Here is a 23065-nt window from a genome sequence, read left to right as displayed (position 1 = left end):
CTCAGGAGATCCCGAGTTCCCGGTCGATCAGATCGAACATGTCCTGGTCGCTGGCGGCCGCGACTTCCTCGTCGATGCCGTCGTCGTCCTCTTCCCGCGGTGTCCCGCCGTCCCACGCGCTGAGCAGCGCGCGCATGCCGTCCGCCATCGCCCGGCGGGCGTCGTCGTCCGGCGCCTCACGGTAGGCGGTGTCCAACTGCTGGAGTTCGGCGGGCAGTTCCGGGCCGCCCTCGGCGCCGTCGCCGCCCTCGGGGAGCAGTTGGGCGCGCAGGTGGGCGGCGAGCGCGTTCGGTGTCGGCTGGTCGAAGACCAGGGCGGCGGGCAGCTTGAGGCCGGTGGCGGCGGCGAGCCTGTTGCGCAGCTCGACCGCCGTCAGCGAGTCGAAGCCCAGCTCCCGGAACGCCCGGTCGGCCTTCACCTGGTCCGGCGACGCGTGCCCGAGCACCGCGCCCGCCTCGCCGCGCACCAGGTCGACGAGCGCCCGCTTCCGCTTGGGCTCCGGCAGCGCCTTCAGCCGCCGTACCAGCTCCGCGCCCGGGTCCTCCGCCTGGCCCGCGTCCGCCGCGTCCTGCTCGCGGCGCCGGGCGGCGAGCAGTTCCCGTACGTCGGGCAGGTCGTCCAGCAACGGCCGGTGGCCGCGGCTGGCGTACGCGGGCAGGAAGCGGTCCCACCGGATGTCCGCGACGACGAGCGCCGTCTCGTCCCGGTCGACGGCCTCGCCCAGCGCCCGTACGGCCAGGTCCGGCGCCATCTCCGGCACCCCGCGGCGGCGCAGCTGCTCCGCCACCGCCTCGTCCACCATGCCGCCGTCCGCCCAGGCGCCCCAGGCGACGGACGTCGCGGTACGGCCCGTGGCGCGGCGGCGTTCCGCGAGCGCGTCGAGCTGGGCGTTGGCGGCGGCGTACGGGCCCTGACCGCCGTTGCCCCACACCCCGGCGCCGGAGGAGAACAGCACGAACGCCTCCAGCTCCGCGTCCGCCAGCAGCTCGTCCAGGTGCAGGGCACCGGCGACCTTGCCGCGTACGGTGGCCGCCGCGTCCGCCAGGGACGTACCGGCCAGCGGGCGCGGGTCACCGACGACACCGGCGGTGTGCATGACGGCGGTCAGCGGCAGGTCGGCGGGGATCGCGGCGAGCAGTTCCGCGAGCGCCGTACGGTCGGCCACGTCGCACGCGGCGACGGTGACGCGGGCGCCCAACGTGGTCAGCTCCTCGCGGAGTTCGGCCGCGCCCGGCGCGTTCTCGCCGCGGCGGCTGACGAGCAGCAGGTGCTCGGCGCCCTCGCGGGCCAGGTCGCGGGCCACGTGGCTGCCGAGCGCGCCCGTACCGCCGGTGACCAGGACGGTGCCGTGCGGGCACCACTGGCGTACGGACGGCGAGGCGCTCAGCGGCGCCCGGACCATGCGGCGCGCGTGGACGCCGGACGGGCGGAGGGCGACGTCCTCCTCGGGCGGCTCGACGGACGACTCGTCCGCGCCCGCCGCGCCCGCGTACGCCTGGGCGTGCGCGAGGAGCGGGGCGAGGAGGTCCAGGGCGGCCGTACGGTCGTCCGCGCCGTACCCGCCGTCCGGGCCGTCGTGCGCGGGGAGGTCGACGAGGCCGCCGAACCGCTCCGGCTCGTCCAGCCCGAACACCCGGACCAGGCCGCGTACGGCCGCCTGCGCGGGGGCGGGCGACGCGTCGTCGGGGCCGGTGGAGACGGCGCCGCGCGTGAGGCACCACAGGGGGGCCGCGGGGACGACGCCCTCTTCGAGGGTCTGCGCGAGCGCGATGGTGGCGAGGAGGCCGCGGCTGACGCCGTGGCCGTGGGCGCTGTCGGCGTCGTCGAGGGCGAGGAGGGAGAGGACACCGCGCGGGTCGGCGCCGAACTCGGCCTCCGTCAGCAGCTGTTCGGCCAACGTGCCGTCGTCCACGGCGGAGGGGTCCACGGTGAACACGTTCACGCGGGCGCCCGCCGCCATGACGGCCTCCGTGACCTGGCCGACGAGCGGGTCGGCACGGTGGGAGGCGGGGACGGCCAGCAGCCAGTCGCCGTCCAGGACACCGGACTTGGGGAGTTGGCGGGGGCGCCACACGATGCGGTAGCGCCAGCTGTCCACCGTGGCCCGCTGCTGCCGGTCGCGGCGCCAGGACGACAACGCGGGCAGCACCTGGCCCAACGCGCCCGAGTCGGTGATGCCGAGGGTGCCGGCGAGGGCTTCGAGGTCCTCGCGTTCGACGGTCTCCCAGAACTGCGCGTCGACCGGGTCCGCCGCGACCTTCGCGTCCGGCACCTCCAACCAGAAACGCTGCCGCTGGAACGCGTACGTAGGCAGGTCGACGACATTCGGGCGGCACGCCGCGAACGCCGGGGACCAGTCCACCTCCACACCATGCGCCCACAGGTGACCCAGCGAGAGGTAGAGGCGGTCGAGACCGCCCTCGTCCCGGCGCAACGTGCCCGTCACCGTCACCTCGGTGTCGGTCGCCTCAGCCGTGTCCTGCACCGGAACCGTGAGCACGGGGTGCGGGCTCATCTCCGCGAACGCACGATGACCATCCTCGATCAACAACCTGATCGCGGGCTCCAGTTGCACCGTCTGCCGCAGATTCGTGTACCAGTAGTCCGCGTCCACCAGGGTGTCCGCGTCCAACCAGTCACCCGTCACCGTCGAGAAGAACGGCACCGACGGCACACGCGGCTGGACCGGCGCGAGAGCGGTCAGAATCGCCTCGCGGATGCTCTCCACATGCGCCGAGTGCGACGCGTAGTCCACCTCGATACGACGCGCACGAATCTCCCGCTCATCGCAGTGGGCGCGGAGTTCATCCAGGGCGTCGGCGTCACCCGAAACCACCACAGCGGAGGGCCCGTTCACCGCCGCGACCGAGATACGGCCCTCCCACCCGGCGATCAACTCATCCACCTCGGCACGGGGCTTCGCCACCGACACCATGCCACCACGACCCGCAAGCGCCGTGATCGTCTGACTCCGCAACGCCACCACACGCGCCGCGTCCTCGATCGACAACGCGCCCGACACACACGCGGCAGCGATCTCACCCTGCGAATGACCCACGACAGCGGCGGGCTGCACACCGTACGAGCGCCACACCTCCGCCAACGACACCATCACCGCCCACAACACCGGCTGCACGACGTCCACCCGGTCAAACCCCGGAGCGCCCTCAACACCCCGCAACACACCGGACAACGACCAGTCCACGAACGGCGCCAACGCCGCGTCACACTCAGCGAACCGCGCCTTGAACACCGGCGAGGAGTCGAGGAGTTCACGCCCCATACCCACCCACTGCGCACCCTGACCCGGGAACACGAACACCACATCCGGGCTCTCACCCGAGGTCTCGTCCACCCCCTGCACAGCCCCGGCGGGCAGCTCACCACGCGCCACCGCGCGCAGGCGTTCCACCAACCCGTCCACGTCCGAACCGGTCACGACCGCACGGTGCTCCAACCCCGCACGCGCCACCACCAACGAATGACCCACATCCGCCACACCCGCACCCGCACCGGCCGCGAAATCCGCCAACCGCTCCGCCTGCGCACGCAACGCCTCCCCCGAACGCCCCGACACCACCCAGGGCACCACGCCCGGAACAGCGTCGACGGCTTCCGGAACCTCCGGAGCGGCCTCCGGCGGCTCCTCGATGATCAGGTGCGCGTTCGTACCGCTGACGCCGAACGACGAGACCCCGGCGCGGCGCGGCTGCCCGTTCCGTTCCCAGGGGCGGGCCTCGGCCAGCAGTTCCACGGTGCCGCTGGACCAGTCGACGTGCGGCGACGGCTCGTCGATGTGGAGGGTCGCGGGGAGCAGGTCGTGCCGCATGGCGAGGACCATCTTCATGACCCCGGCCATGCCCGAAGCGGTCTGCGCGTGCCCGATGTTGGACTTCACGGAGCCCAGCCACAGCGGCTCGCGCCCGGCCTCCCGCTCCTCGCCGTACGTGGCGAGGAGGGCTTCGGCCTCGATCGGGTCGCCGAGCTTCGTACCCGTGCCGTGCGCCTCCACCGCGTCCACGTCCCCGGCGGAGAGTCCGGCCTGGGCGAGGGCGGCGCGGATGACGCGCTGCTGCGACGGGCCGTTGGGCGCGGTCAGACCGTTCGACGCGCCGTCCTGGTTGATCGCGGAACCTCGCACGACGCCCAGCACCTGGTGCCCGTTCACCCGCGCGTCCGACAGCCGTTCCAGGACGATGACGCCCGCGCCCTCGGAGAGGGCGAAGCCGTCGGCCGCCGCCGCGAACGGCTTCGAGCGGCCGTCCGGCGCCAGCCCGCGCTGGCGGCTGAACGCGATGAACTGCGACGGGTCGGACATGACCATCACCGCGCCCGCGAGCGCGAGGGTGCACTCGCCGTTGCGCAGCGCCTGCGCCGCCATGTGCAGCGCGACGAGCGACGACGAGCAGGCCGTGTCGACGGTGACGGCCGGGCCCTCCAGGCCGAGGGTGTACGAGATGCGGCCGGAGGCGACGCTGCCGACGGCGCCCGTCGCGAGGTAGCCCTCGGCCTCGCCCGCCGCGGCGCGCAGCCGGGTGCCGTACTCCTGGTCGGTCATGCCCACGTACACGCCGGTGGGTGAGCCGCGCAGCGCCGCCGGGTCGAGTCCGGCGCGCTCCAGCGCCTCCCAGGAGGTCTCCAGCAGCAGCCGCTGCTGCGGGTCCATGGCGACGGCCTCGCGCGGCGAGATGCCGAAGAACGCGGCGTCGAAGTCGGCGGCGTCGTGCAGGAATCCGCTGCGCCGTACGTAGCTCTTGCCGGTGCTGTCGGGGTCGGGGTCGTAGAGGCCGTCGAGGTCCCAGCCGCGGTCGGTGGGGAAGTCGGAGATGACGTCCACACCGTCCCGTACGACGCGCCACAGGTCCTCGGGGGACCGTACGCCGCCGGGGAAGCGGCAGCTCATCGCGACGATCGCGATCGGCTCGTCGGCCTCGCCGTCCCGCGCGCCCGCCGCCCGTACGGCGCCGGTCGACAGGGACGCGGCGGACGGCCCGTCGGAGCCGGTGAGCTTGCCCGACAGGTGCCCGGCGAGGGCGCGCACGGTGGGGTAGTCGAAGACGACGGTCGCGCCGAGCTTCAGGCCGGAGGCGGTGTGGAGGCGGTTGCGCAGTTCGACGGCCGTGAGCGAGTCGAAGCCCAGCTCCTTGAACGCGCCCTGCGGGTCGACGGACGCCGGGTCGGCGTGGCCGAGGACGGAGGCGACCTGTTCGCGGACGAGGGCCACGAGGCGTGCGTTCCGGCGGCGTTCGTCGAGTCCGGCGAGTTCGCGGAGGAACGCGGAGGGTTCCGCCGTACGTGCGGCGTCGTCGTCGGCGGCGGGCTGCGCGGCGGGGATCTCGTCCAGCAGCCTGCTGGGGCGTACGGACGTGAAGACGCCGCCGAAGCGCGGCCAGTCGACGTCCGCGACGGCCACGACGGTGTCGTCCAGGTCGAGGGCGCGCTGGAGGCCGTGGAGGGCGGTGTCCGGGTCGATGACCGGTACGCCGCGCTGCCGCAGCACGTCCTGGAGGGAGTCGGCGATCATGCCGCCGCCCGCCCAGGGGCCCCAGGCGACGGAGAGGGCGGGCAGGCCGTCGGCGCGCTGGCGGGCGGCGTACGCGTCGAGGGCGGCGTTGGCGGCGGCGTACGCGCCGTGGTCGGCCACGCCCCACGTGCCAGAGATCGAGGAGAAGTGCACGACGGCGTCGAGGGCGTCCGAGCCGAACGCCTCCGCCAGGTGCTCCGCGCCGCGCACCTTGCCGCCGAGGGCCGCTTCGAGGTCGGCGGTGTCCGCCTCCTCCAGGGTGCCCAACTGGCTGACGCCCGCGGCGTGCACGACGGCCCGTACCGTGTGCCCGTCGGCCGCGAGGCGTGCGGCGAGCGCCCGTACGGCGTCGCCGTCCGACGTGTCGCAGGCGGCGACGGTGACACCGACGCCCTGCTCGGCCAGTTCCGCGCGCAGCTCGGGGACGCCGTCGGCGTCCGCGTCGCCGCGCCGGGAGGCGAGCACGACGTGCTCGGCGCCGCCGCGCGCGAGCCAGCGGGCGACGCGGGCGCCGAGGGCGCCGGTGCCGCCGGTGACGAGGGCGGTGCCGCGCGGGCGCCAGGTGCGGGGCGCGGCCTGGGTGGCGGCGGGGGCGGCGACGAGGCGGCGGGCGTACACGCCGGAGTCGCGGAGGGCGAGTTGGTCCTCGGCGTCGTCGGCGGTGAGGAGGGCGGCGAGCCGGGTCCGCGTACGTTCGCGCGCGTCGACACCGCCGGCGTCGGCGTGCTCGTCGGTCGCGGTGGAGCCGGGCCCGGTCGCGGTGGGCGGCGGCAGGTCCACCAACCCGCCCCAGCGGTCGGGGTGTTCGAGGGCGGCGACGCGGCCGAGGCCCCAGACGGCGGCCTGCGCGGGCGCGTACGGGGCGGCCTCGCCATCGGCGGCGACGGCGCCACGGGTCAGGCACCACAGGGGCGCGTCGAACGTGACCTCGCCGAGCGCCTGCACCAGCGCCAGCGTCACGGCGAGCCCGGTCGGCACGGCGGGCCGGTCCGGCAGCGGCGACTCGTCGAGCGCGGCGAAGGACAGTACGCCGGAGACGGTGTCCGTGCCGTGTTCGGCGGTCCGCAGCCGCTTGGCGAGGAGTTCGCGGTCGGCGGCCTCGGCCTGCCCGACGAGCACGGTGTACGCCTCGGCCCCGGCGGCGCGCAGCGCCTCGGTGGCCTGGGCGACGGGGGTGGAGTCCTCGTGGCCCTCGGGTACGACGAGGAGCCAGGCGCCGGTGGCGGTGCCCGCGGCCGGTTCGGGGCGGCGGCGCCAGACGGCGCGGTGGCGCCAGGAGTCGGCGGTGTCCCGCTGGCGCCGGTCGCGGCGCCAGGACGACAGGGCGGGCAGCACGGCGGCGAGCGCGCCGGGGTCGCTGAGGCCGAGGGTGCCCGCGAGGGCTTTGAGGTCCTCGCGTTCGACGGTGTCCCAGAAACGTGCGTCCGCCGGGTCGGCGGCCGTACGGTCCGCGCTGTCGGTGGCGAGCCAGAAGTGCCGCCGCTGGAAGGCGTACGTGGGCAGGTCCACCAGCGCGGGCCGGTGCCCGGCGAACGCCGGTGCCCAGTCGACCTCGACGCCGTGCGCCCACAGCTCCCCGAGGGAGGCGTGGAGGCGCGGCAGGCCGCCCTGGTCGCGGCGGAGCGTGCCCGTGACGGTCACGTCGGTGTCGGTGGCCTCGGCCGTGTCCTGCACCGGCATGGTGAGCACGGGGTGGGGGCTCATCTCCGCGAACGCGCGGTGGCCGTCCTCGATCAACGACCGTACGGCGGGCTCCAGTTGTACGGTCTGCCGCAGGTTCGTGTACCAGTAGTCCGCGTCCACCAGGGTGTCCGCGTCCAGCCAGTCGCCGGTCACGGTGGAGAAGAACGGCACGGACGGCTTACGCGGCCGGACCGGCGCGAGGGCGGTCAGGATCTCCTCGCGGATCTCCTCCACGTGCGCCGAGTGCGAGGCGTAGTCGACCTCGATGCGGCGGGCCCGTACCTCGCGCTCCTCGCAAGCTTCCACAAGGGCGTCCAGAGCGGCCACATCACCGGACACCACCACGGCGGAGGGCCCGTTGACGGCGGCGACGGACAGGCTTCCGGGCCATGCGGCGATCAGCTCCTCGGCGTCGGCGCGGGGCAGCGCGACGGACACCATGCCGCCGCGGCCCGCGAGTGCGGTGATGGTCCGGCTCCGCAACGCCACCACGCGTGCGGCGTCCTCGATCGACAACGCGCCGGACACACACGCGGCGGCGATCTCACCCTGCGAGTGGCCGACGACGGCGGCGGGCTGGACACCGTACGAGCGCCACACCTCCGCCAACGACACCATCACCGCCCAGAGCACGGGCTGTACGACGTCCACCCGGTCAAACCCCGGAGCGCCCTCGACACCCCGCAGCACACCGGACAACGACCAGTCCACGAACGGCGCCAACGCAGCGTCACACTCAGCGAACCGCGCCTTGAACACCGGCGAGGAGTCCAACAACTCCCGCCCCATACCGACCCACTGCGCACCCTGACCCGGGAACACGAACACCGGACCGCGCCGGTGCTCGCCCGCGACCGCGTCGACGTGGCCGGCGGCCACCTCCCGCAGTCCGGCGAGGAGTTCGTCCCGGTCCGCGCCGGTGACGACCGCGCGGTGGTCGAGCGCCGCGCGCGCGGTGCGCAGGGTGTGCCCGACGTCCACGGGGCGCGGTGCGGTGGTCGCCGTGTCGAGGTGGGCGAGCAGCGTCTCCGCCTGTGCCTTGAGCGCGTCGGCCGTACGGGCGGAGAGCAGCCAGGGGGCGACGGCCTCCGACCCGTCGCCCTCGGAGGCCACGGAAGCGGTGGGGGCGGCCTCTGCGGCGGCCTCCAGGATGACGTGCGCGTTGGTGCCGCTGATGCCGAACGAGGAGACGGCCGCGCGCCGCGTACGGGCAGCAGTGTCCCCGGCGGTGTCCCACTCCCGCGCCTCGGCGAGCAGCCGTACGGCGCCGGACTCCCAGTCGACCTGCGGCGACGGGTCCTCGGCGTGCAGGGACCTGGGCAGGACGCCGTGCCGCAGCGCCTCGACCATCTTGATGACGCCGCCGACGCCCGCGGCGGCCTGCGCGTGGCCGACGTTGGACTTCAAGGAGCCGAGCCAGAGGGGCCGTTCGGCGTCGCGGTCCCGTCCGTACGTGGCGAGCAGTGCCTGTGCCTCGATGGGGTCGCCGAGGGTGGTGCCGGTGCCGTGGGCCTCGACGACGTCCACGTCGCCGGGCTCCAGCCGGGCGTTGGCGAGGGCGGCGCGGATGACGCGCTGCTGGGAGGGGCCGTTGGGCGCGGTCAGACCGTTCGACGCGCCGTCCTGGTTGATCGCGGAACCCTTGAGGACGGCCAGCACCTGGTGCCCGTTCCGCCGCGCGTCGGACAGCCGCTCCAGCAGCAGCACACCGACGCCCTCACCCCACCCCGTACCGTCCGCACCCGCCGCGAACGGCTTGCACCGACCGTCCGGCGACAGGCCGCGCTGGCGGCTGAACTCCACGAATATGCCGGGGCTGGACATCACCGTCGCGCCGCCCGCGAGCGCCATGGAGCACTCGTCGTTCCGCAGCGACTGGGCCGCCATGTGCAGTGCCACCAGCGACGACGAGCACGCCGTGTCGACGGTGACGGCCGGGCCCTCCAGGCCGAGCGTGTAGGCGATACGGCCGGACGCGACGCTCGTCGTCGTACCGGTCAGCACGTGCCCCTCGACGTCCTCGCCGCCCTGGTGCAGCCGCGGCCCGTAGTCCTGCGCCATCGCGCCGACGAACACGCCGGTACGGCTGCCGCGTACGGACGTCGGGTCGATGCCCGCGCGCTCCAGCGCCTCCCACGACGTCTCCAGCAGCAACCGCTGCTGCGGGTCCATCGCGAGGGCCTCGCGCGGCGAGATCCCGAAGAACGCGGCGTCGAACTCGCCCGCGTCGTGCAGGAATCCGCCCTTGCTCACGTAGCTCGTACCGGAACGCTCCGGGTCCGGGTCGTGGAGCGCCGCCAGGTCCCAGTCGCGGTTCGTGGGGAAGTCGGACACGACGTCCAACCCGTCGCGTACGACGCGCCACAGGTCCTCGGGCGTACGGACGTCGCCGGGGAAGCGGCAGCCCATCGCCACGATCGCGATCGGTTCGTCGGCCTCGCGCGGGGTGCGCGGGAGTACGGCGTCACCGGCCGGGTCCGGCTGCCCGCCGGTCAGCTCGGTGTCGATCTGCCGGGCGAGGCGTACGGGCGTCGGGTGGTCGAAGAGGGCGCTGGAGGGCAGGCGTACGCCGAACTGGACGTTCAGGCGGTCCCGCAGCTCCACGGCCGTGACGGAGGTGAAACCGAGGTCCTTGAACGTACGGCCGCTCTCGACCGTCTCCGCCGAGTCGTGGCCGAGGACGGCGGCGGCGCCGTCGAGCACGGCGTCCAGCGCGGCCTGCCCGGCGGGCACGGGCACGGGCGCGGACACCGGGGCGGCGGCGGGGAGTTCGGGCCGGGGCGCGGGGATTCCGACGGCGTCGATCCAGCAACGGCGCCGCTGGAAGGGGTAGGTGGGGAGGTCGACGGGGGTGGCGGGGCGGCGGTCGGCGGGGAACGCCGGGGACCAGTCCACCTCCACGCCATGCGCCCACAGGTGACCCAGCGAGAGGTAGAGGCGGTCGAGACCGCCCTCGTCCCGGCGGAGCGTGCCCGTCACCGTCACCTCGGTGTCCGTCGCCTCAGCCGTGTCCTGCACCGGAACCGTGAGCACGGGGTGCGGGCTCATCTCCGCGAACGCACGATGACCATCCTCGATCAACGACCTGATCGCGGGCTCCAGTTGCACCGTCTGCCGCAGATTCGTGTACCAGTAGTCCGCGTCCACCAGGGTGTCCGCGTCCAGCCAGTCACCCGTGACGGTGGAGAAGAACGGCACGGACGGCACACGCGGCTGGACCGGCGCGAGAGCGGTCAGGATATCGTCGCGGATGCTCTCCACATGCGCCGAGTGGGAGGCGTAGTCCACCTCGATACGACGCGCACGGATCTCCCGCTCGTCGCAGTGGGCGCGGAGTTCGTCGAGGGCGTCGGCGTCACCCGAAACCACCACAGCGGAGGGCCCGTTGACGGCGGCGACCGAGATACGGCCGTCCCACCCGGAGATCAACTCATCCACCTCGGCACGAGGCTTCGCCACCGACACCATGCCACCACGACCCGCAAGCGCCGTAATGGTCTGACTCCGCAACGCCACCACACGCGCCGCGTCCTCGATCGACAACGCGCCCGACACACACGCGGCGGCGATCTCACCCTGCGAATGACCCACGACAGCGGCGGGCTGGACACCGTACGAGCGCCACACCTCCGCCAACGACACCATCACCGCCCACAACACCGGCTGCACGACATCCACCCGGTCAAACCCCGGAGCACCTTCGACGCCCCGCAACACACCGGACAACGACCAGTCCACGAACGGCGCCAACGCCGCATCACACTCAGCGAACCGCGCCGCGAACACCGGCGAGGAATCGAGGAGTTCACGCCCCATACCCACCCACTGCGCACCCTGACCCGGGAACACGAACACCGGACCACGACCCGACCCGTCCTCCGGCACCGCCCGCGACGGGGCTGCGGCCACCTCGGCCAGGCGGGCGACGAGGACGTCCCGTTCGGCACCGGCGACCACCGCGCGGTGCTCGAAGACCGCGCGCCCGTTCAGCAGCGCGTGGCCGACGCCCGACACGTCCGGACGGCCCGCCTCCACGAACGCGGCCAACCGTTCCGCCTGCGCCCGCAGGGCCTCCGCCGAACGCGCCGACAGCACCCACGGCACCACACCCGCGCCGTCCTCCACGGCCACCGGTTCCGCCTCGACCTCCGGCGGCTCCTCGATGATCAGGTGCGCGTTCGTACCGCCCATGCCGAACGACGACACACCCGCCGTACGCGGCCGTACGCCGTCCCGTTCCCACGGGGCGGCGTCCTGCTGCACGCGCAGGTTCAGCTCGTCGAGGGCGATACGGGGGTGCGGGCGGGAGTAGTTGAGGCTCGGCACGAGGGTGCCGTGCTTGACGCACAGCAGCGCCTTCAGCAGGCCCGCGATGCCCGAAGCGCCTTCCAGGTGGCCGATGTTGGTCTTGACGGAGCCGACGCGCAGCGGCGCGCGCCGCCCCTCGGCCGTGCCGAGGGCGGCGCCGAGCGCGGCCGCCTCGACGGGGTCGCCCGCGGGGGTGCCGGGGCCGTGCAGTTCGACGTAGTCGACGTGGGCGGGGTCGACGCCCGCGCGGGCGCAGGCCCGGCGGAGCACGTCCTCCTGGGCGCCCGCGTCAGGGCTGACGACGGTGTCGCCGGTGCCGTCGTTGTTGACGGCGCCGCCGCGGATGACGCCGTGCACGCGGTCGCCGTCGGCGAGGGCGCGGGACAGGGGCTTGAGGACGAGGATGCCGCCGCCCTCGCCGCGTACGAAGCCGTTGGCGCGCTCGTCGAAGGTGTAGCAGAGGCCGTCGGGGCTGAGGGCGCCGAAGCGGGCGGCGGCGATGGTGCTCTCGGGCACGAGGTTGAGGTGGACGCCCCCGGCGAGGGCGAGGTCGCAGTCCCCGGCGCGCAGGCTGTCGCAGGCGTTCTGGACGGCGACGAGGGACGAGGACTGCGCCGTGTCCACGGTCATGCTGGGGCCGCGCAGCCCGAGGGCGTACGAGACGCGGTTGGCGATGAGGCCGCGGTTGAGGCCGGGCATGGTGTGGTGCCCGATGGCGGCTTCGCCGTGCCGGTGGACGAGGGCGGCGTAGTCCTCGACGGTCGCGCCGACGAAGACGCCGCCGCGTTCGCCGCGCAGCACGTCGGGGTCGAGGTGGGCGTTCTCGACGGCTTCCCAGCCGAGTTCGAGGGCGAGGCGCTGCTGGGGGTCCATCGCGGCGGCCTCGCGCGGCGAGATGCCGAAGAACGCGGGGTCGAAGTCGGCCACGTGCGCGACGAACCCGCCGCGCGCGGGGACGGGCCGCCCGTCGGGGGCGACGGCGGCCTCGCGGTACGCGTCGGCGTCCCACCGGTCCGCGGGGACGTCGGTGAGGGCGCTGCGGCCTTCGGTCAGCAGGTCCCAGAGTGCGGCGGGGGTGTCGGCGCCGGGGAGTCGGCAGGCCAGCCCGATGACCGCGATGGGCTCGCGGTGCGGCGGGCGGCGGTCGGAGGCGTCGGCGCCCTGCGGGAGGTCGTGCTGCGGGAGAGGGCTTCCGGTGCCTTCGGGTTCCGACATGTTCATCTATCGCACTCCAAACGACCAAGTCACCCTTAGTGGAGCCTCACAACCGCGTTCAGAGTTCCACAGAGGGGTGTGCGCCACCTGTCCCGGGTGGACAGCACTAGGGGAATTTCCAGTCGCTGACACCGTCCGGGCGACCCCCGGTGAACTGGGCTTACGCCCCTCACGGAGGTCCTCGGGAGCGCTCGGCCGCACGGCCTCGCGCGCACCTCCCCGCCCCGTCCGCGGCACCCCCGGCACCACTTCCGGAACGGGCGGAAGCGGACATACGACGTGCGGTGCGGCGTACGTTCCGGCACGCGGCGTCGCGTACGGGCTCGGCGTACGGCCTCGGCGTACGGGGCCCGCGTCCAGCGGCGGTTTCCCGCCACGGGGCGCCGTCCCGAACGGGCGGGAGGGCCCCGGCGGTTCACGGCCGCCGCTCCGGCGCGGAGGCCGCCCCGTCACCGCGCCGCCGGACCCGCGTGGCGGCGGGTCCGGCGGCGACGGTGCGACGGTGCGACGGGGGGTGACGGGCGAACCCGCCCGCCCCCGGGCGGGTCACTTCGCGGGCGAACCCGCGATCCAGCCCTCCAGCACGTCGGCGGCGCGCACGGCGCCGCCCGCCTCACGGGACTCCTGGCCGACCCGGGCCACGTTCTCGCGCACCTGGGTGTCCGCGGCGAGCTTGTCCACGGCGGCGCGCAGCGTGTCCCCGGTCAGGTCCTCCGGCAGCACGGTGGTGCCGAGGCCCAGCTCGGTGAGGCGCTGCGCGTTGAAGCGGGTCTCCGGGGTCTGCGGCACGACGACCATGGGGGTGCCGTAGTGCAGCGCCTCGGTGACGCTGCCCGGACCGCCGTGCGTGACGAGCACGGAGGCGTGCGGCAGGACCTGGGGGTGCGGCAGGAACGAGTGCGCCTCGATGTGGTCCGCGAGGCCCAGCGCGGCCGGGTCGGCGCCCTTGCCGAGGGTCATCACGACGTGCCACTCGTCGTCCTTGAAGGAGTCGCTGAACGAGCGGAAGAACTCGGCCTGCTCGTTGGACTCCGTACCCATGGACGCGAGGAGCACCTTCGCGTCGGACGACGACGGCGGCTGCCACGCGTCGTCCGCCTTCCCTGCGTCGGCGGCGAAGCAGGGGCCGACGAACGCGAACCGCTCGTCGAACGTCTCGCCCTTGGGCTGGAACGCGCGGGTCAGGAAGACCAGGTTCCGCTCGTCGAAGCCCGCGGCGAAGACGGGCATGTCGGCCTCGGTCACGCCGTTCGCGTTGGCCATGGCGAGGAGGGCGGCGTAGCCGCGCCCGAACTCCGCCATCGCGGACTCGTCGGTCTGGATCGCGGCGTCGGGGCCGCCGAACAGGGAGAAGTGCTCGTTCGAGGCGATCTGCGGGAACAGCTGCACCGTCGGCACGGACCACTTCCGCGACAGCATGCGCGCGGAGGGGAAGCTGCCGAAGTCGTAGAGGATCAGGTCCGGCCGGTCGTCCGCGAGGGCGGACTCGGCCAGCGGCAGCACGGTCTCGGCGCCGTCCTGGATGAAGTCCGCGAAGAGGCTGGCCATGTGGGCGCCTTCGAGGCTCTTCTGGCCGGGCAGCTGGCCACGGATCGACCGGTACGTGACCGTACGGGCGCCGGCCTCGGCGACCACGTCCGCGTACCCCTCGTCGATGACGTACGTGACGCGGTGCCCGCGTCCGACGAGTTCCCTGGTGAGTTCGATCGTCGGGCCGACGTGGCCGTAGCCCGGTACGACGAAGATTGCCAAGTGACTCATGCTGTGTGCCTCCCGCGTTCGCCCCGCGTCCGTACGGGCCGGGGGTCCCCCACGGTAGGACCGGCGGGGGCGCGCCCACGGGCCCCGCGATCCGGAACTAGGTGATTCCCGGAACCTCGCGCGTACGCGTCCTCACCACCGCGCGTCCGGCGCGGGCGGCGGCGCGGAATCGGGCCGGGCGGCGAAAGTCTAGGCGGTTCCCGGTATCCCGCCAGGCAGTCTGCACACGGTGGACGACTCCGTTCCAGCACACGCAGTGGGCGACTCCGTTCCAGCACGGGAGAGGCGAATCATGCACAAGGCCAGCGCGGCGCCGACGTCACGCGGTTCCGGCGCCGGAGGCGGCGGGCCCGCGGCGCGGCTCGCCGTCTCCGCGGCGGCGACGGACGGCGTGGCCATGAGCAACGCCGCGTTCTTCGAGTGGCTGGACGAGCGGCGGCGCGAGCAGCCGCAGCGGGTCCGGCGCGTCCCCTTCAGCGAGCTGAAGGGCTGGGGCTTCGACCAGGCGACGGGCGACCTCCGGCACCGCAGCGGGCGCTTCTTCACGGTGCACGGGCTGCGGGTGCGGTCGGACTTCGGGCCGGTGCCCGAGTGGGAGCAACCGATCATCGACCAGCCGGAGTTCGGCATCCTCGGCATCGCCGTACGGGAGATCGACGGCGTACTGCACCTGCTGATGCAGGCCAAGTCCGAGCCGGGCAACGTCAACGGCGTGCAGCTGTCCCCGACGATCCAGGCGACGAAGAGCAACTACTCGCGGGTGCACGGCGGTTCGGCCGTCGCGTACCTCGACTCGTTCTACCGCCCGGCGCCCGGCAGCGTCCTCGCGGACTCCCTCCAGTCGGAGCAGGGCACCTGGTTCCACCGCAAGCGGAACCGGAACATGGTCGTCGAGGTCGGCCCGGAGGTGGAGGCGGGCGAGGACTTCTGCTGGCTGACGCTCGGCCAGGTCAACGCCCTCCTCGGCTTCGACAACCTCGTCAACATGGACTCCCGTACGGTCCTGGCCTGCCTCCCCGACTGGCAGCCGCCCGCCGACGGCGGCGCCCCCGCCGTCTCCCTGCACGGCGACGCGGAGGTACGCAGCTGGCTCACCCAGCGCCGCGTCGAGCACGAAGTCACCACCACCCGGCTGCCGCTCAACGACGTGGCCGGGTGGCAGCGTTGGGACGACCGGGTCGAGCACGAGCGCGGCCTCTTCTTCAGCGTCATCGGTGTCGACGTCAGCTCCGGCCGCCGCGAGGTGCCCGCCTGGACGCAGCCGCTGCTGCTGCCGAGCGGCGTGGGCCTGTCGGGCCTGCTGCTGCGGTACGTGGCCGGGGTGCCGCACGTACTGCTGCGGGCGCGCGTCGAGCCGGGCCTGATCGACGTGGCGGAGCTGGGCCCCACCGTGCAGCTGACGCCGGGGAACTACGCTCATCTCCCGGCGGAGGACCAGCCGCCGTTCCAGCGGGAGCTGCTGGAGGGCGGGGCGGGCAAGCCCCTCTTCGACTCGGTGCTCTCGGAGGAGGGCGGCCGCTTCCACCACGCCGAGTGCCGCTACGTGATCACCGAGGTCGAGGACGACGTGCTGGAGACACTGGAGACAGGGGACGGGCCGCGCGCGTGCGCGGCGGAGTTCCGTTGGACGAGCGTGACGCAGCTGGACGAACTGCTGCGGTACGGCGGCCAGTTGAACGTACAGGCCCGGACGCTCGTCGCGGCGCTGCGGAGCGTCCGGTGAGCCTCGTGGGTGCCGCGGAGTCCGCGGCCGCGCCGGTACGGATCGGCGCGCTGGGCACGTCCGCCATCGCCAACCGCCGCGCGCTGCCCGCGATGGTGGCGAGCGACGCGGTGGAGCTGACGGCGGTCGCGGGACGCGACGAGGGGCGGACGAAGGAGTTCGCCGGACGGTTCGGCTGCGCGGCGGACACGTACGACGGGCTGCTCCAGCGCGACGACGTGGACGCCGTGTACGTCTCCGTGCCCACGTCGCTGCACGTGCCCTGGGCCGAACGGGCCCTGCGCGCGGGCAAGCACGTGCTGGTCGAGAAGCCCGCGGGCGTCGCGGCGGCGGAGGTCGGGGACCTCGTACGGCTCGCGGCGGAACGCGGCCTGGTCCTCCGCGAGAACTACATGTTCCTGCACCACCCGCAGCACCAGCGCGTCCGCGCGCTGGTCGCGGAGGGCAGGCTGGGCACACTCCGGTCGTTCCACGGCGCGTTCTGCATCCCGCCGCTGCCCGCGGACGACATCCGCTACGACGAGTCGCTGGGCGGCGGCGCCCTGCTGGACCTCGGCGTGTACCCGCTGCGGGCCGCGCGGCTCGTCCTCGGGGAACGCCTCGCGGTGGCGGGCGCGACGATGCGGGTACGGGAGTCCGACGGACTCGACCTGTCGGGGCAGGCGCTGCTGACGTCCGCGTCGGGCGTCCTGGTCACCGTCGACTACGGCTTCGAGCACGACTACGGGCAGTCGTACGCCCTGTGGGGCAGCCGGGCGCGGCTCTCCGTGGACCGGCCGTTCACACCGCCGCCCGCGTACCAGCCGCGGCTGGTCCTGGAGGAACAGGACCACGGCGAACGGTTCACGCTGCCGCCCGCCGACCAACTCGCCCACGGCATCGCCGGGTTCGCGCGGGCCGTGCAGGCCGCGGCGGCGGGCACGGCGGGCGGCGCGTCGGCCGACCCGGTGGAGGCCGACTGGCGGGCGGCCGCGCTGGAGACGACGGAACTGGTCGACCAGGTACGCGAGTTGGCCGTACGTGTCACGGCGGACGCGCGCACGACGGGCGACGCGGCGGGCGAGGGGTGACGATGCGGATCGTGGGAAACGGCTTCGTCGCGAGCCATCTGCGCGAGGCTTTCGACGGGCGCTTCCCCCGGGTCACCGCGATCGCGGCCGGGGTGTCGAGCACGTCGACCGCGGTCGCGGAGGAGTTCGACCGCGAGGCGCACCTGCTGTACGAGGTGCTGCGGGAGTGCCGCCGCGAACGGCGCACGGTGGTGTTCTTCTCCACGGCGTCGTTCGCGATGTACGGCGCGCCCGAGTCGCCCGCGGCGGAGACCGACCCAGTGTTCCCGCCGAGCGTGTACGGGCGGCACAAGCTGGCCCTGGAGTCGTGCGTCCGCTCCTCCGGCGCGGACCACCTCATCCTGCGGCTCAGCCATCTGATCGGCCCGCGCCAGCGCGCGCACCAGCTGCTGCCCGCCCTCGTACGGCAGGTGGAGTCCGGCGAGGTGACCGTCTACGACGGCGTGTACCGCGACCTCGTCGACATCCGCGACCTGCTGCACGCCCTCGACCGGCTGCTGACGGACGAGGTGTCCGGCGAGACGCTGAACGTGGTCTCCGGGCGGCCGGAGTCCGTCGAGGACGTCATCGACGGCATCGAGAAGCGGCTCGGCACGGCGGTGGAACGCACGCGGGTACCGGAGCACGGCGGACCGTTCCGCACGCCGGTGTCGACGGCCCGACTGCGCAAGCTGGTACCGGACTTCGACGCCGGTTCCGGCCCGCCGGGCGCGTACCTGGACCGCGTGCTGGACGCGTACGTGCCGCTGTACGCGACGGGTGCGACCGGCACGACGGGGTCGCGGGGGACGTACCCGGCGCGGGGCTGAGCCCGACCGCCGCACCCCGCCGCCGTACCCGGGCCGGTCACCGCGGCAGGTGGTCCGCGACCGGTCCCAGGGTGAGCAGGCCGCTGCCCGCGCCCGCGAACTCCCCGGCGGCCGGGGCGAGTTCCGCGTACGCGCGGCGCAGCGTCACCTCGTCCCCCAGCTCGCGCGCCGCCCGTACGGCCAGGCACCACATCGCCTCGTACAGCAGGTCGCGGGGTGGTTCGGGCAGCGCGCGCAGGGCCGCGGCGGCGGCCGTACGGTGGCCGCGGGCGAGCAGCACCAGCGGCCGCGCCCAGGGCGCGTACGGCCCCCAACCCGCCGGTCCCCCGGGCGGTTCGCCGGTCGGGGCGGGCAGGCCGCGGCGCAGCCGGAGGCACAGCAGGGCGAGCGGCAGCAGGCCGTGGGACAGGCCGGGCATGCCCGCGCCGTCCAGGAGCGCGGCGGCGTCGCGGTAGGCGGCCTCCGCCACGGGCGGCGGGACGGTGTCGTCGGCGGCGCGGCGCAACGCCCCGTACCAGCGCGTGAACACCCCGGCCAGCGGCAGCTCGTGCCGCCCGGCCAGCCGGTCCACGGCGGCGGCGTGCGCGTCGGCGGCGACGTGGTCGCCGAGGGCGGCACGGGCCTGGAGCCGTACGAGACGGCCCAGCACCTCGTACGTGGGGAGGCCGTTGCGGGCGGAGAGCGCGACGAGTTCGGCGCCGATCGCGTCCCGTTCCCCGGCCAGCCCGGCCCGCCGGAACGCCTGCATGAACGCGCCGTTGAGCGCGAACGCCAGCAGCGCCGGATCGTCCAGACCGCGCGCGATCCGCACCGCCTCCCCGGCCGCCGCGCGGGCCGCGTCGGCGGCGGCGCCGGGCACCTGGCCGCGCGACTCCACGGCCACCGTCGCCAACAGCCGGGCGCGCGCCGCCCCGTGCGCCCCCTCCGGGAGCGCGGCGAGGGCGCGGCGGGCGGCGGCCACGATCCGCGCGGCCTGCTCCGGGTCGTCCGCGCGGGTCCACACGGCGGGCACGTCGTACGCGCCGATGACCCGCGCCGTCAGCTCCGGGTCGCCCACCTCCTCGGCCGCCGCGACGGCCGCCAGCCGGTGCCGCCGCGCCGCCACCAGCCCACCGCCGCCGGTCACGGCGAGGCCGCGGAGCAGGTCGACGGTCGACTCCAGGCGGACACGGGCGCCGGACCCGGCGGTCCGGTCGTACGCGGCCGCCGCCTCGGACCACACACGGGCGGCGGCACCACCGGGGTCGGGGGCCGTGGGGGCGCCGGGCGTACGGGCGTCGGGGGTGTGGGCGCCGGGCGTACGGGCGTCGGGCGGGCGCAGGTGCTCCGCCTGCCGCAGGATGTCCGCCTCCAGGCGCCGCAGCTCCGGCCCCGGGTCCACGCCCAACCGCCCGACGAGCAGCGTACGGGCGCGCCGCAGCACGGCCAGCGCGTCGCCCTGGCGGTCCGCGCGGTACAGCGCGAGGGCCAGCAGCCGCCACCCCTCCTCCCGCCACGGGTGCTCCGCGACGTGCGCGTCCAGGTCGGGTACGGCGTCGGGCGCGCGGCCGAGCGCGAGCCGCGCCTCCGCGAGCCGTTCCACGGCCCGCGCGCGCAGCTCGCCCAGCCGGGCCCGTTCCGCGCGCGCCCACGGCTCGGCGCCGAACTCCGCGTACGCGGGCCCCCGCCACCACTCCCCCGCCTCCGCCAGCCGCGCCGCCGCCCGCGCGGGCGGCAGGTCGCCCGCCTCGGTGACGGCGTCCTCGAAGCGCCAGGCGTCGACCGCGTCGCGCCCGGCGCGCAGCGCGTACCCCGGGCCCTCGGTGACGAGCAGCCGCGCGGGCGCGCGGGGCGCGCGCTCCGGCTCCAGGGCGCGGCGCAGCGCGGCCACGAAGGTGCGTACGGCGCTCACCGCGCCCGGCGGCGCCTCGCCCGCCCACAGGTCCTCGACGAGGAGACCGACCGGCACGACCCGGCGGCGGGCGACGATCAGCCGGGCCAGCACCGCGCGGTGCCGCGGCCCCTTCAGCGCGACCGCGTCCCCGGCACCGTCCCAGCCGCCGTCCCCGGCGGTCTCCCAGGCGGCCACCGGCCCCAGCACCCCGAACACGACCATGCGCCGCCGACCGCCTTCCCGGGGACGCCGCCCCTGGTCGGGGGCCCTTCCGGTCGCGGGTCCCCCGGCCGGGCCACGGTAGCGCGCGCCCGTACGCGGCTCCCGTACGCGGCGCTCATCCGCTGCTCATCCGCGCCGGGGACGCTGGAGCACGCCGTGCCGCCCGCACGGTGTCCACCGCTCACGGAAGGGGCGCCCATGCCTCCCGCGTACACCGGCCACCGGTTCGCCGACTGCTCCGACACCACCGCCCCCGTCGGCCCGTACGGCTTCACGTACGAACGTGTCACCGTCGCCGACGGGGTCGCCCTGAACGCCGCCGTCAGCGCCGCCTCCGGCGGCAGCCCCGTCGTGCTGCTGCACGGCTTCCCGCAGACGCACCTGATGTGGCGGCACGTCGCCGCCGACCTCGCCACCGACCACACGGTGATCTGCCCGGACCTGCGCGGTTACGGCGCGAGCGACAAGCCCGCCGAGGCGGATGGTACGGACCGTGCCGACGGCGGGGCGTACGCCAAGCGCACCATGGCCGCCGACGTCGTCGCCCTGGCCCGCGCCCTCGGGCACGAGCGCTTCGCGCTGGCCGGGCACGACCGGGGCGCGCTCGTCGCGTTCCGCGCCGGGCTCGACCACCCGGACGCCGTCACGCACCTCGCGTGCCTGGACGTGCTGCCGACCGTGGACATGTGGGAGGCGATGCGCGGCGTCGACGCGGCTGTCGGCTTCCACCTGTATCTGATGGCGCAGCCGCCCGGCCTGCCGGAACGGCTGATCGGCGCCGAACCCGAGGCGTTCTTCGGGCACTTCCTCGACATCTGGACCCGCGACCCGGCGGCGATACCGGCCGACGTACGCGCCGCCTACCTGGCCGCCTGCCGCGCCGCCGTACCGTCCGTCGTCGCCGACTACCGCGCCTCCGCCGGGGTCGACCTCGCCCACGACCGCGCCGACCGCGCCGCCGGGCGGCGGCTGCGCATGCCGGTCGCCGTGCTCCAGCAGGACTGGGGCGCCGCGCTCGGCTTCGACGCGGCCGCCCTGTGGCGCGCGTGGGCGCCGGACCTGCGGCACACCACCGTCGACCACGGCCACTTCATGGCGGAGGAGGCGCCGGCCGTGGTCACCGGCGCCCTCCGCGAACTCCTCGCCCGCTGACGCCCGTTGACCCCGGTCACATCACGCCCGTGGACGCGGACCGGGCGCGTACCCTCCGGTGCTACGGCCGCCCGGTCGGGGCCGTCTCCGGCACGTCCGCCGCCGCCTGCTCCTCGGCCGCGCGCGTCGCCTTGCCCTTGCCGCCCTTGCGGAAGCGGGCGAACGGGGTGTCACGCTCGCCGAAGATCTTGGTGAACGTGCCGGTCTTGCTCAGGGCCAGCTGCGTGACGAGCTGGAGCAGGCACCACGTCACGGCGTAGAGGATGCCCTCCAGCGCGGGGACCGAGTCGACCGGCAGCGTGTACGCCATCACCAGCCGGATCAACGCGTCGATCAGCAGACCCACGCCCCACAGCAGCGTCAACCTGTTCCACAGGCGGCGGAACGACGGGTCGTTGTGCCACAGTTCGTCCATCTTCGCGCGCTTGGCGGGCAGCAGCGCCTCCATCGCGCGGTAGACGAACGGGCGGGCCAGCCAGATCGTCGACAGGATCCACAGCGAGATCAGACCGGTCAGCACCGCGCCCCGGACGAGCACGGCGCGCGGGTCGCCGGAGATCACCGAGACCGCCGCGCTGAGGCCGACGATGAGGATGACGAAGACGCCGATGGTGTCGACCTTGCGGTGCTTGACCATCGAGTAGAGCGTGTGGATCAGCGGCGGCGTCGCGCTCAGCAGCAGCGCGGGCAACTGGCCCATCCCGACGGCGCGGAAGACGTAGAACAGCACCATCGGTGCGACGAGGTCGCAGAGGAGCGTGATCGCGAACTCGCCCTTCGACGCGTTCGACGTCCCCGAATCGCCGTCCTGCCGGGAGGGGGTCGGCGCGTGCTCGGCCTCGTGCGCGTCACGTGGGGCAACAGTCATCGAGATCTGCTCCTTCGCTCAGGAGTCGGTCGAGTGGCGGTGTGCTGCGGGCTGCTGTGCTGTTGTGGTGCGGTGCGGGTGCTGCCGTGGTGCTCGGTGCTGCTGTGGCGCCGTACTGCCAGCGTGGTCGGTGTCACCGCTCCCGGAGATGTTGCCGCCAGGGTTGTGAGCACTGGTGGTGCTGGTGTGCCGCTTCGGTGAAGGCGTCGTCCCCCGGGCCGACGGGAGGCCGAACCGGGCGCGCGACCGCCCCGCCCGTCCCGGCCGCCTCAGACCGCGTCGGGCCCCGCCGTCGCCAACAGCCCGGCGTCCGCGGGCGGTTCGACGTGATCGGGGTGGAACTTCTCCAGCACGTAGAGCCGTACGCCGTCGTCGCACGCGATGACGTACTCCTTGTACGCGCACGGGCGGCCCGAGTCGTCACCCGGCCACCGCGACGCCCCGAACGACAGCACCTCGCGGTGCTGCCGGGTGCGTGCCTCGCGCAGCCGCTTGCCGAGCGGCGCCGTGTCGCTGGCCGAGCCGGACCAGCCGCTGGGCGGCGCGGCGAAGAAGACCAGGTTCATGCTGGCGGGCACGCCGTCGGGGGTGACCAGTGCGGACCGCCGCTCGATGACCGGGTCCCCCGGCGCCAACCCCAACGCGGTCACGGCGCGGTCGGGCAACTCCTCGACGGACACGTCCTGCTGGGACTCGACGAGCACCACCAGCGGGCATTCGAGCAGCGCCTCCAGCAGGACCGTGGTCGAGCCGTCACTGGCGAGCAGCATGCGCGTGACGCTCGCGCTCTCGGATACGTGCGGCATGATCCGGTTGACCCCGTCCCTGTCGACTGTGTGCCTCATCCTCCAGCGCCC

General features: G+C 74.6%; 9 protein-coding genes. 4 read left to right on the top strand and 5 right to left on the bottom strand.

The genetic code is table 11. The features are described from left to right. Position 1 precedes the first annotated feature (1 nt). The gene (locus D7M15_RS19315) at positions 2 to 12730 is read right to left on the bottom strand and encodes a type I polyketide synthase (RefSeq protein ID WP_121521036.1); all 12729 of its coding nucleotides are present in this window, start codon (positions 12728 to 12730) and stop codon (positions 2 to 4) included. A 546-nt stretch (positions 12731 to 13276) separates the two neighbouring features. Next, complete coding sequence (locus tag D7M15_RS19310; RefSeq protein ID WP_240649378.1) at positions 13277 to 14491, bottom strand: macrolide family glycosyltransferase; 1215 nt, start codon at positions 14489 to 14491, stop codon at positions 13277 to 13279. A 292-nt stretch (positions 14492 to 14783) separates the two neighbouring features. On the opposite strand from D7M15_RS19310, the gene D7M15_RS19305 reads away from it, so the two are divergent. From D7M15_RS19305 to D7M15_RS19295, 3 genes are read left to right on the top strand one after another with little or no spacing between them, the layout of a single operon-like run. After that, positions 14784 to 16214 (top strand): NDP-hexose 2,3-dehydratase family protein, encoded by a 1431-nt coding sequence (locus tag D7M15_RS19305; protein WP_121518659.1) that lies wholly within the window; start codon positions 14784 to 14786, stop codon positions 16212 to 16214. Then, complete coding sequence (locus D7M15_RS19300; protein WP_165906293.1) at positions 16211 to 17284, top strand: Gfo/Idh/MocA family oxidoreductase; 1074 nt, start codon at positions 16211 to 16213, stop codon at positions 17282 to 17284. The genes D7M15_RS19305 and D7M15_RS19300 overlap by 4 nt, the downstream gene beginning before the upstream one ends. A 2-nt stretch (positions 17285 to 17286) precedes the next feature. Continuing rightward, complete coding sequence (locus D7M15_RS19295) at positions 17287 to 18093, top strand: SDR family oxidoreductase (RefSeq protein WP_121521032.1); 807 nt, start codon at positions 17287 to 17289, stop codon at positions 18091 to 18093. Positions 18094 to 18130: 37 nt separating this feature from the next. Here the strand turns inward: D7M15_RS19295 and D7M15_RS19290 are convergent, their stop codons facing one another. Further along, positions 18131 to 20188, bottom strand: a complete 2058-nt coding sequence (locus tag D7M15_RS19290) for an AfsR/SARP family transcriptional regulator (RefSeq protein WP_121518658.1) — start codon at positions 20186 to 20188, stop codon at positions 18131 to 18133. 198 nt (positions 20189 to 20386) lie between these two features. Here D7M15_RS19290 and D7M15_RS19285 point away from each other — a divergent pair, with 198 nt between their 5' ends. Further along, positions 20387 to 21340: an alpha/beta hydrolase gene (locus tag D7M15_RS19285; RefSeq protein ID WP_121518657.1), complete on the top strand. Its 954-nt coding sequence runs from the start codon at positions 20387 to 20389 to the stop codon at positions 21338 to 21340. Positions 21341 to 21401: 61 nt separating this feature from the next. Here the strand turns inward: D7M15_RS19285 and D7M15_RS19280 are convergent, their stop codons facing one another. After that, positions 21402 to 22208 (bottom strand): VC0807 family protein, encoded by an 807-nt coding sequence (locus D7M15_RS19280; protein WP_121518656.1) that lies wholly within the window; start codon positions 22206 to 22208, stop codon positions 21402 to 21404. 269 nt (positions 22209 to 22477) lie between these two features. Then, complete coding sequence (locus D7M15_RS19275; RefSeq protein ID WP_127201776.1) at positions 22478 to 22978, bottom strand: hypothetical protein; 501 nt, start codon at positions 22976 to 22978, stop codon at positions 22478 to 22480. Positions 22979 to 23065: the final 87 nt, after the last annotated feature.

The organism is Streptomyces sp. Z26, assembly GCF_003665095.1.
In the GTDB taxonomy this organism is placed as follows: Bacteria; Actinomycetota; Actinomycetes; order Streptomycetales; family Streptomycetaceae; genus Streptomyces; species Streptomyces phytohabitans.
Note: the sequence above shows the minus strand (reverse complement) of the source record. Positions and strands in the feature narration are given on the sequence as shown.

What these genes read in the sequence shown, in the direction of transcription:
- D7M15_RS19285 (WP_121518657.1), top strand. Translation starts at nt 20,387, where the DNA reads ATGCCTCCCGCGTACACCGGCCACCGGTTCGCCGACTGCTCCGACACC.
- D7M15_RS19290 (WP_121518658.1), bottom strand. Translation starts at nt 20,188, where the DNA reads ATGGTCGTGTTCGGGGTGCTGGGGCCGGTGGCCGCCTGGGAGACCGCC.
- D7M15_RS19275 (WP_127201776.1), bottom strand. Translation starts at nt 22,978, where the DNA reads ATGCTGCTCGCCAGTGACGGCTCGACCACGGTCCTGCTGGAGGCGCTG.
- D7M15_RS19315 (WP_121521036.1), bottom strand. Translation starts at nt 12,730, where the DNA reads ATGTCGGAACCCGAAGGCACCGGAAGCCCTCTCCCGCAGCACGACCTC.
- D7M15_RS19280 (WP_121518656.1), bottom strand. Translation starts at nt 22,208, where the DNA reads ATGACTGTTGCCCCACGTGACGCGCACGAGGCCGAGCACGCGCCGACC.
- D7M15_RS19295 (WP_121521032.1), top strand. Translation starts at nt 17,287, where the DNA reads ATGCGGATCGTGGGAAACGGCTTCGTCGCGAGCCATCTGCGCGAGGCT.
- D7M15_RS19305 (WP_121518659.1), top strand. Translation starts at nt 14,784, where the DNA reads ATGCACAAGGCCAGCGCGGCGCCGACGTCACGCGGTTCCGGCGCCGGA.
- D7M15_RS19310 (WP_240649378.1), bottom strand. Translation starts at nt 14,491, where the DNA reads ATGAGTCACTTGGCAATCTTCGTCGTACCGGGCTACGGCCACGTCGGC.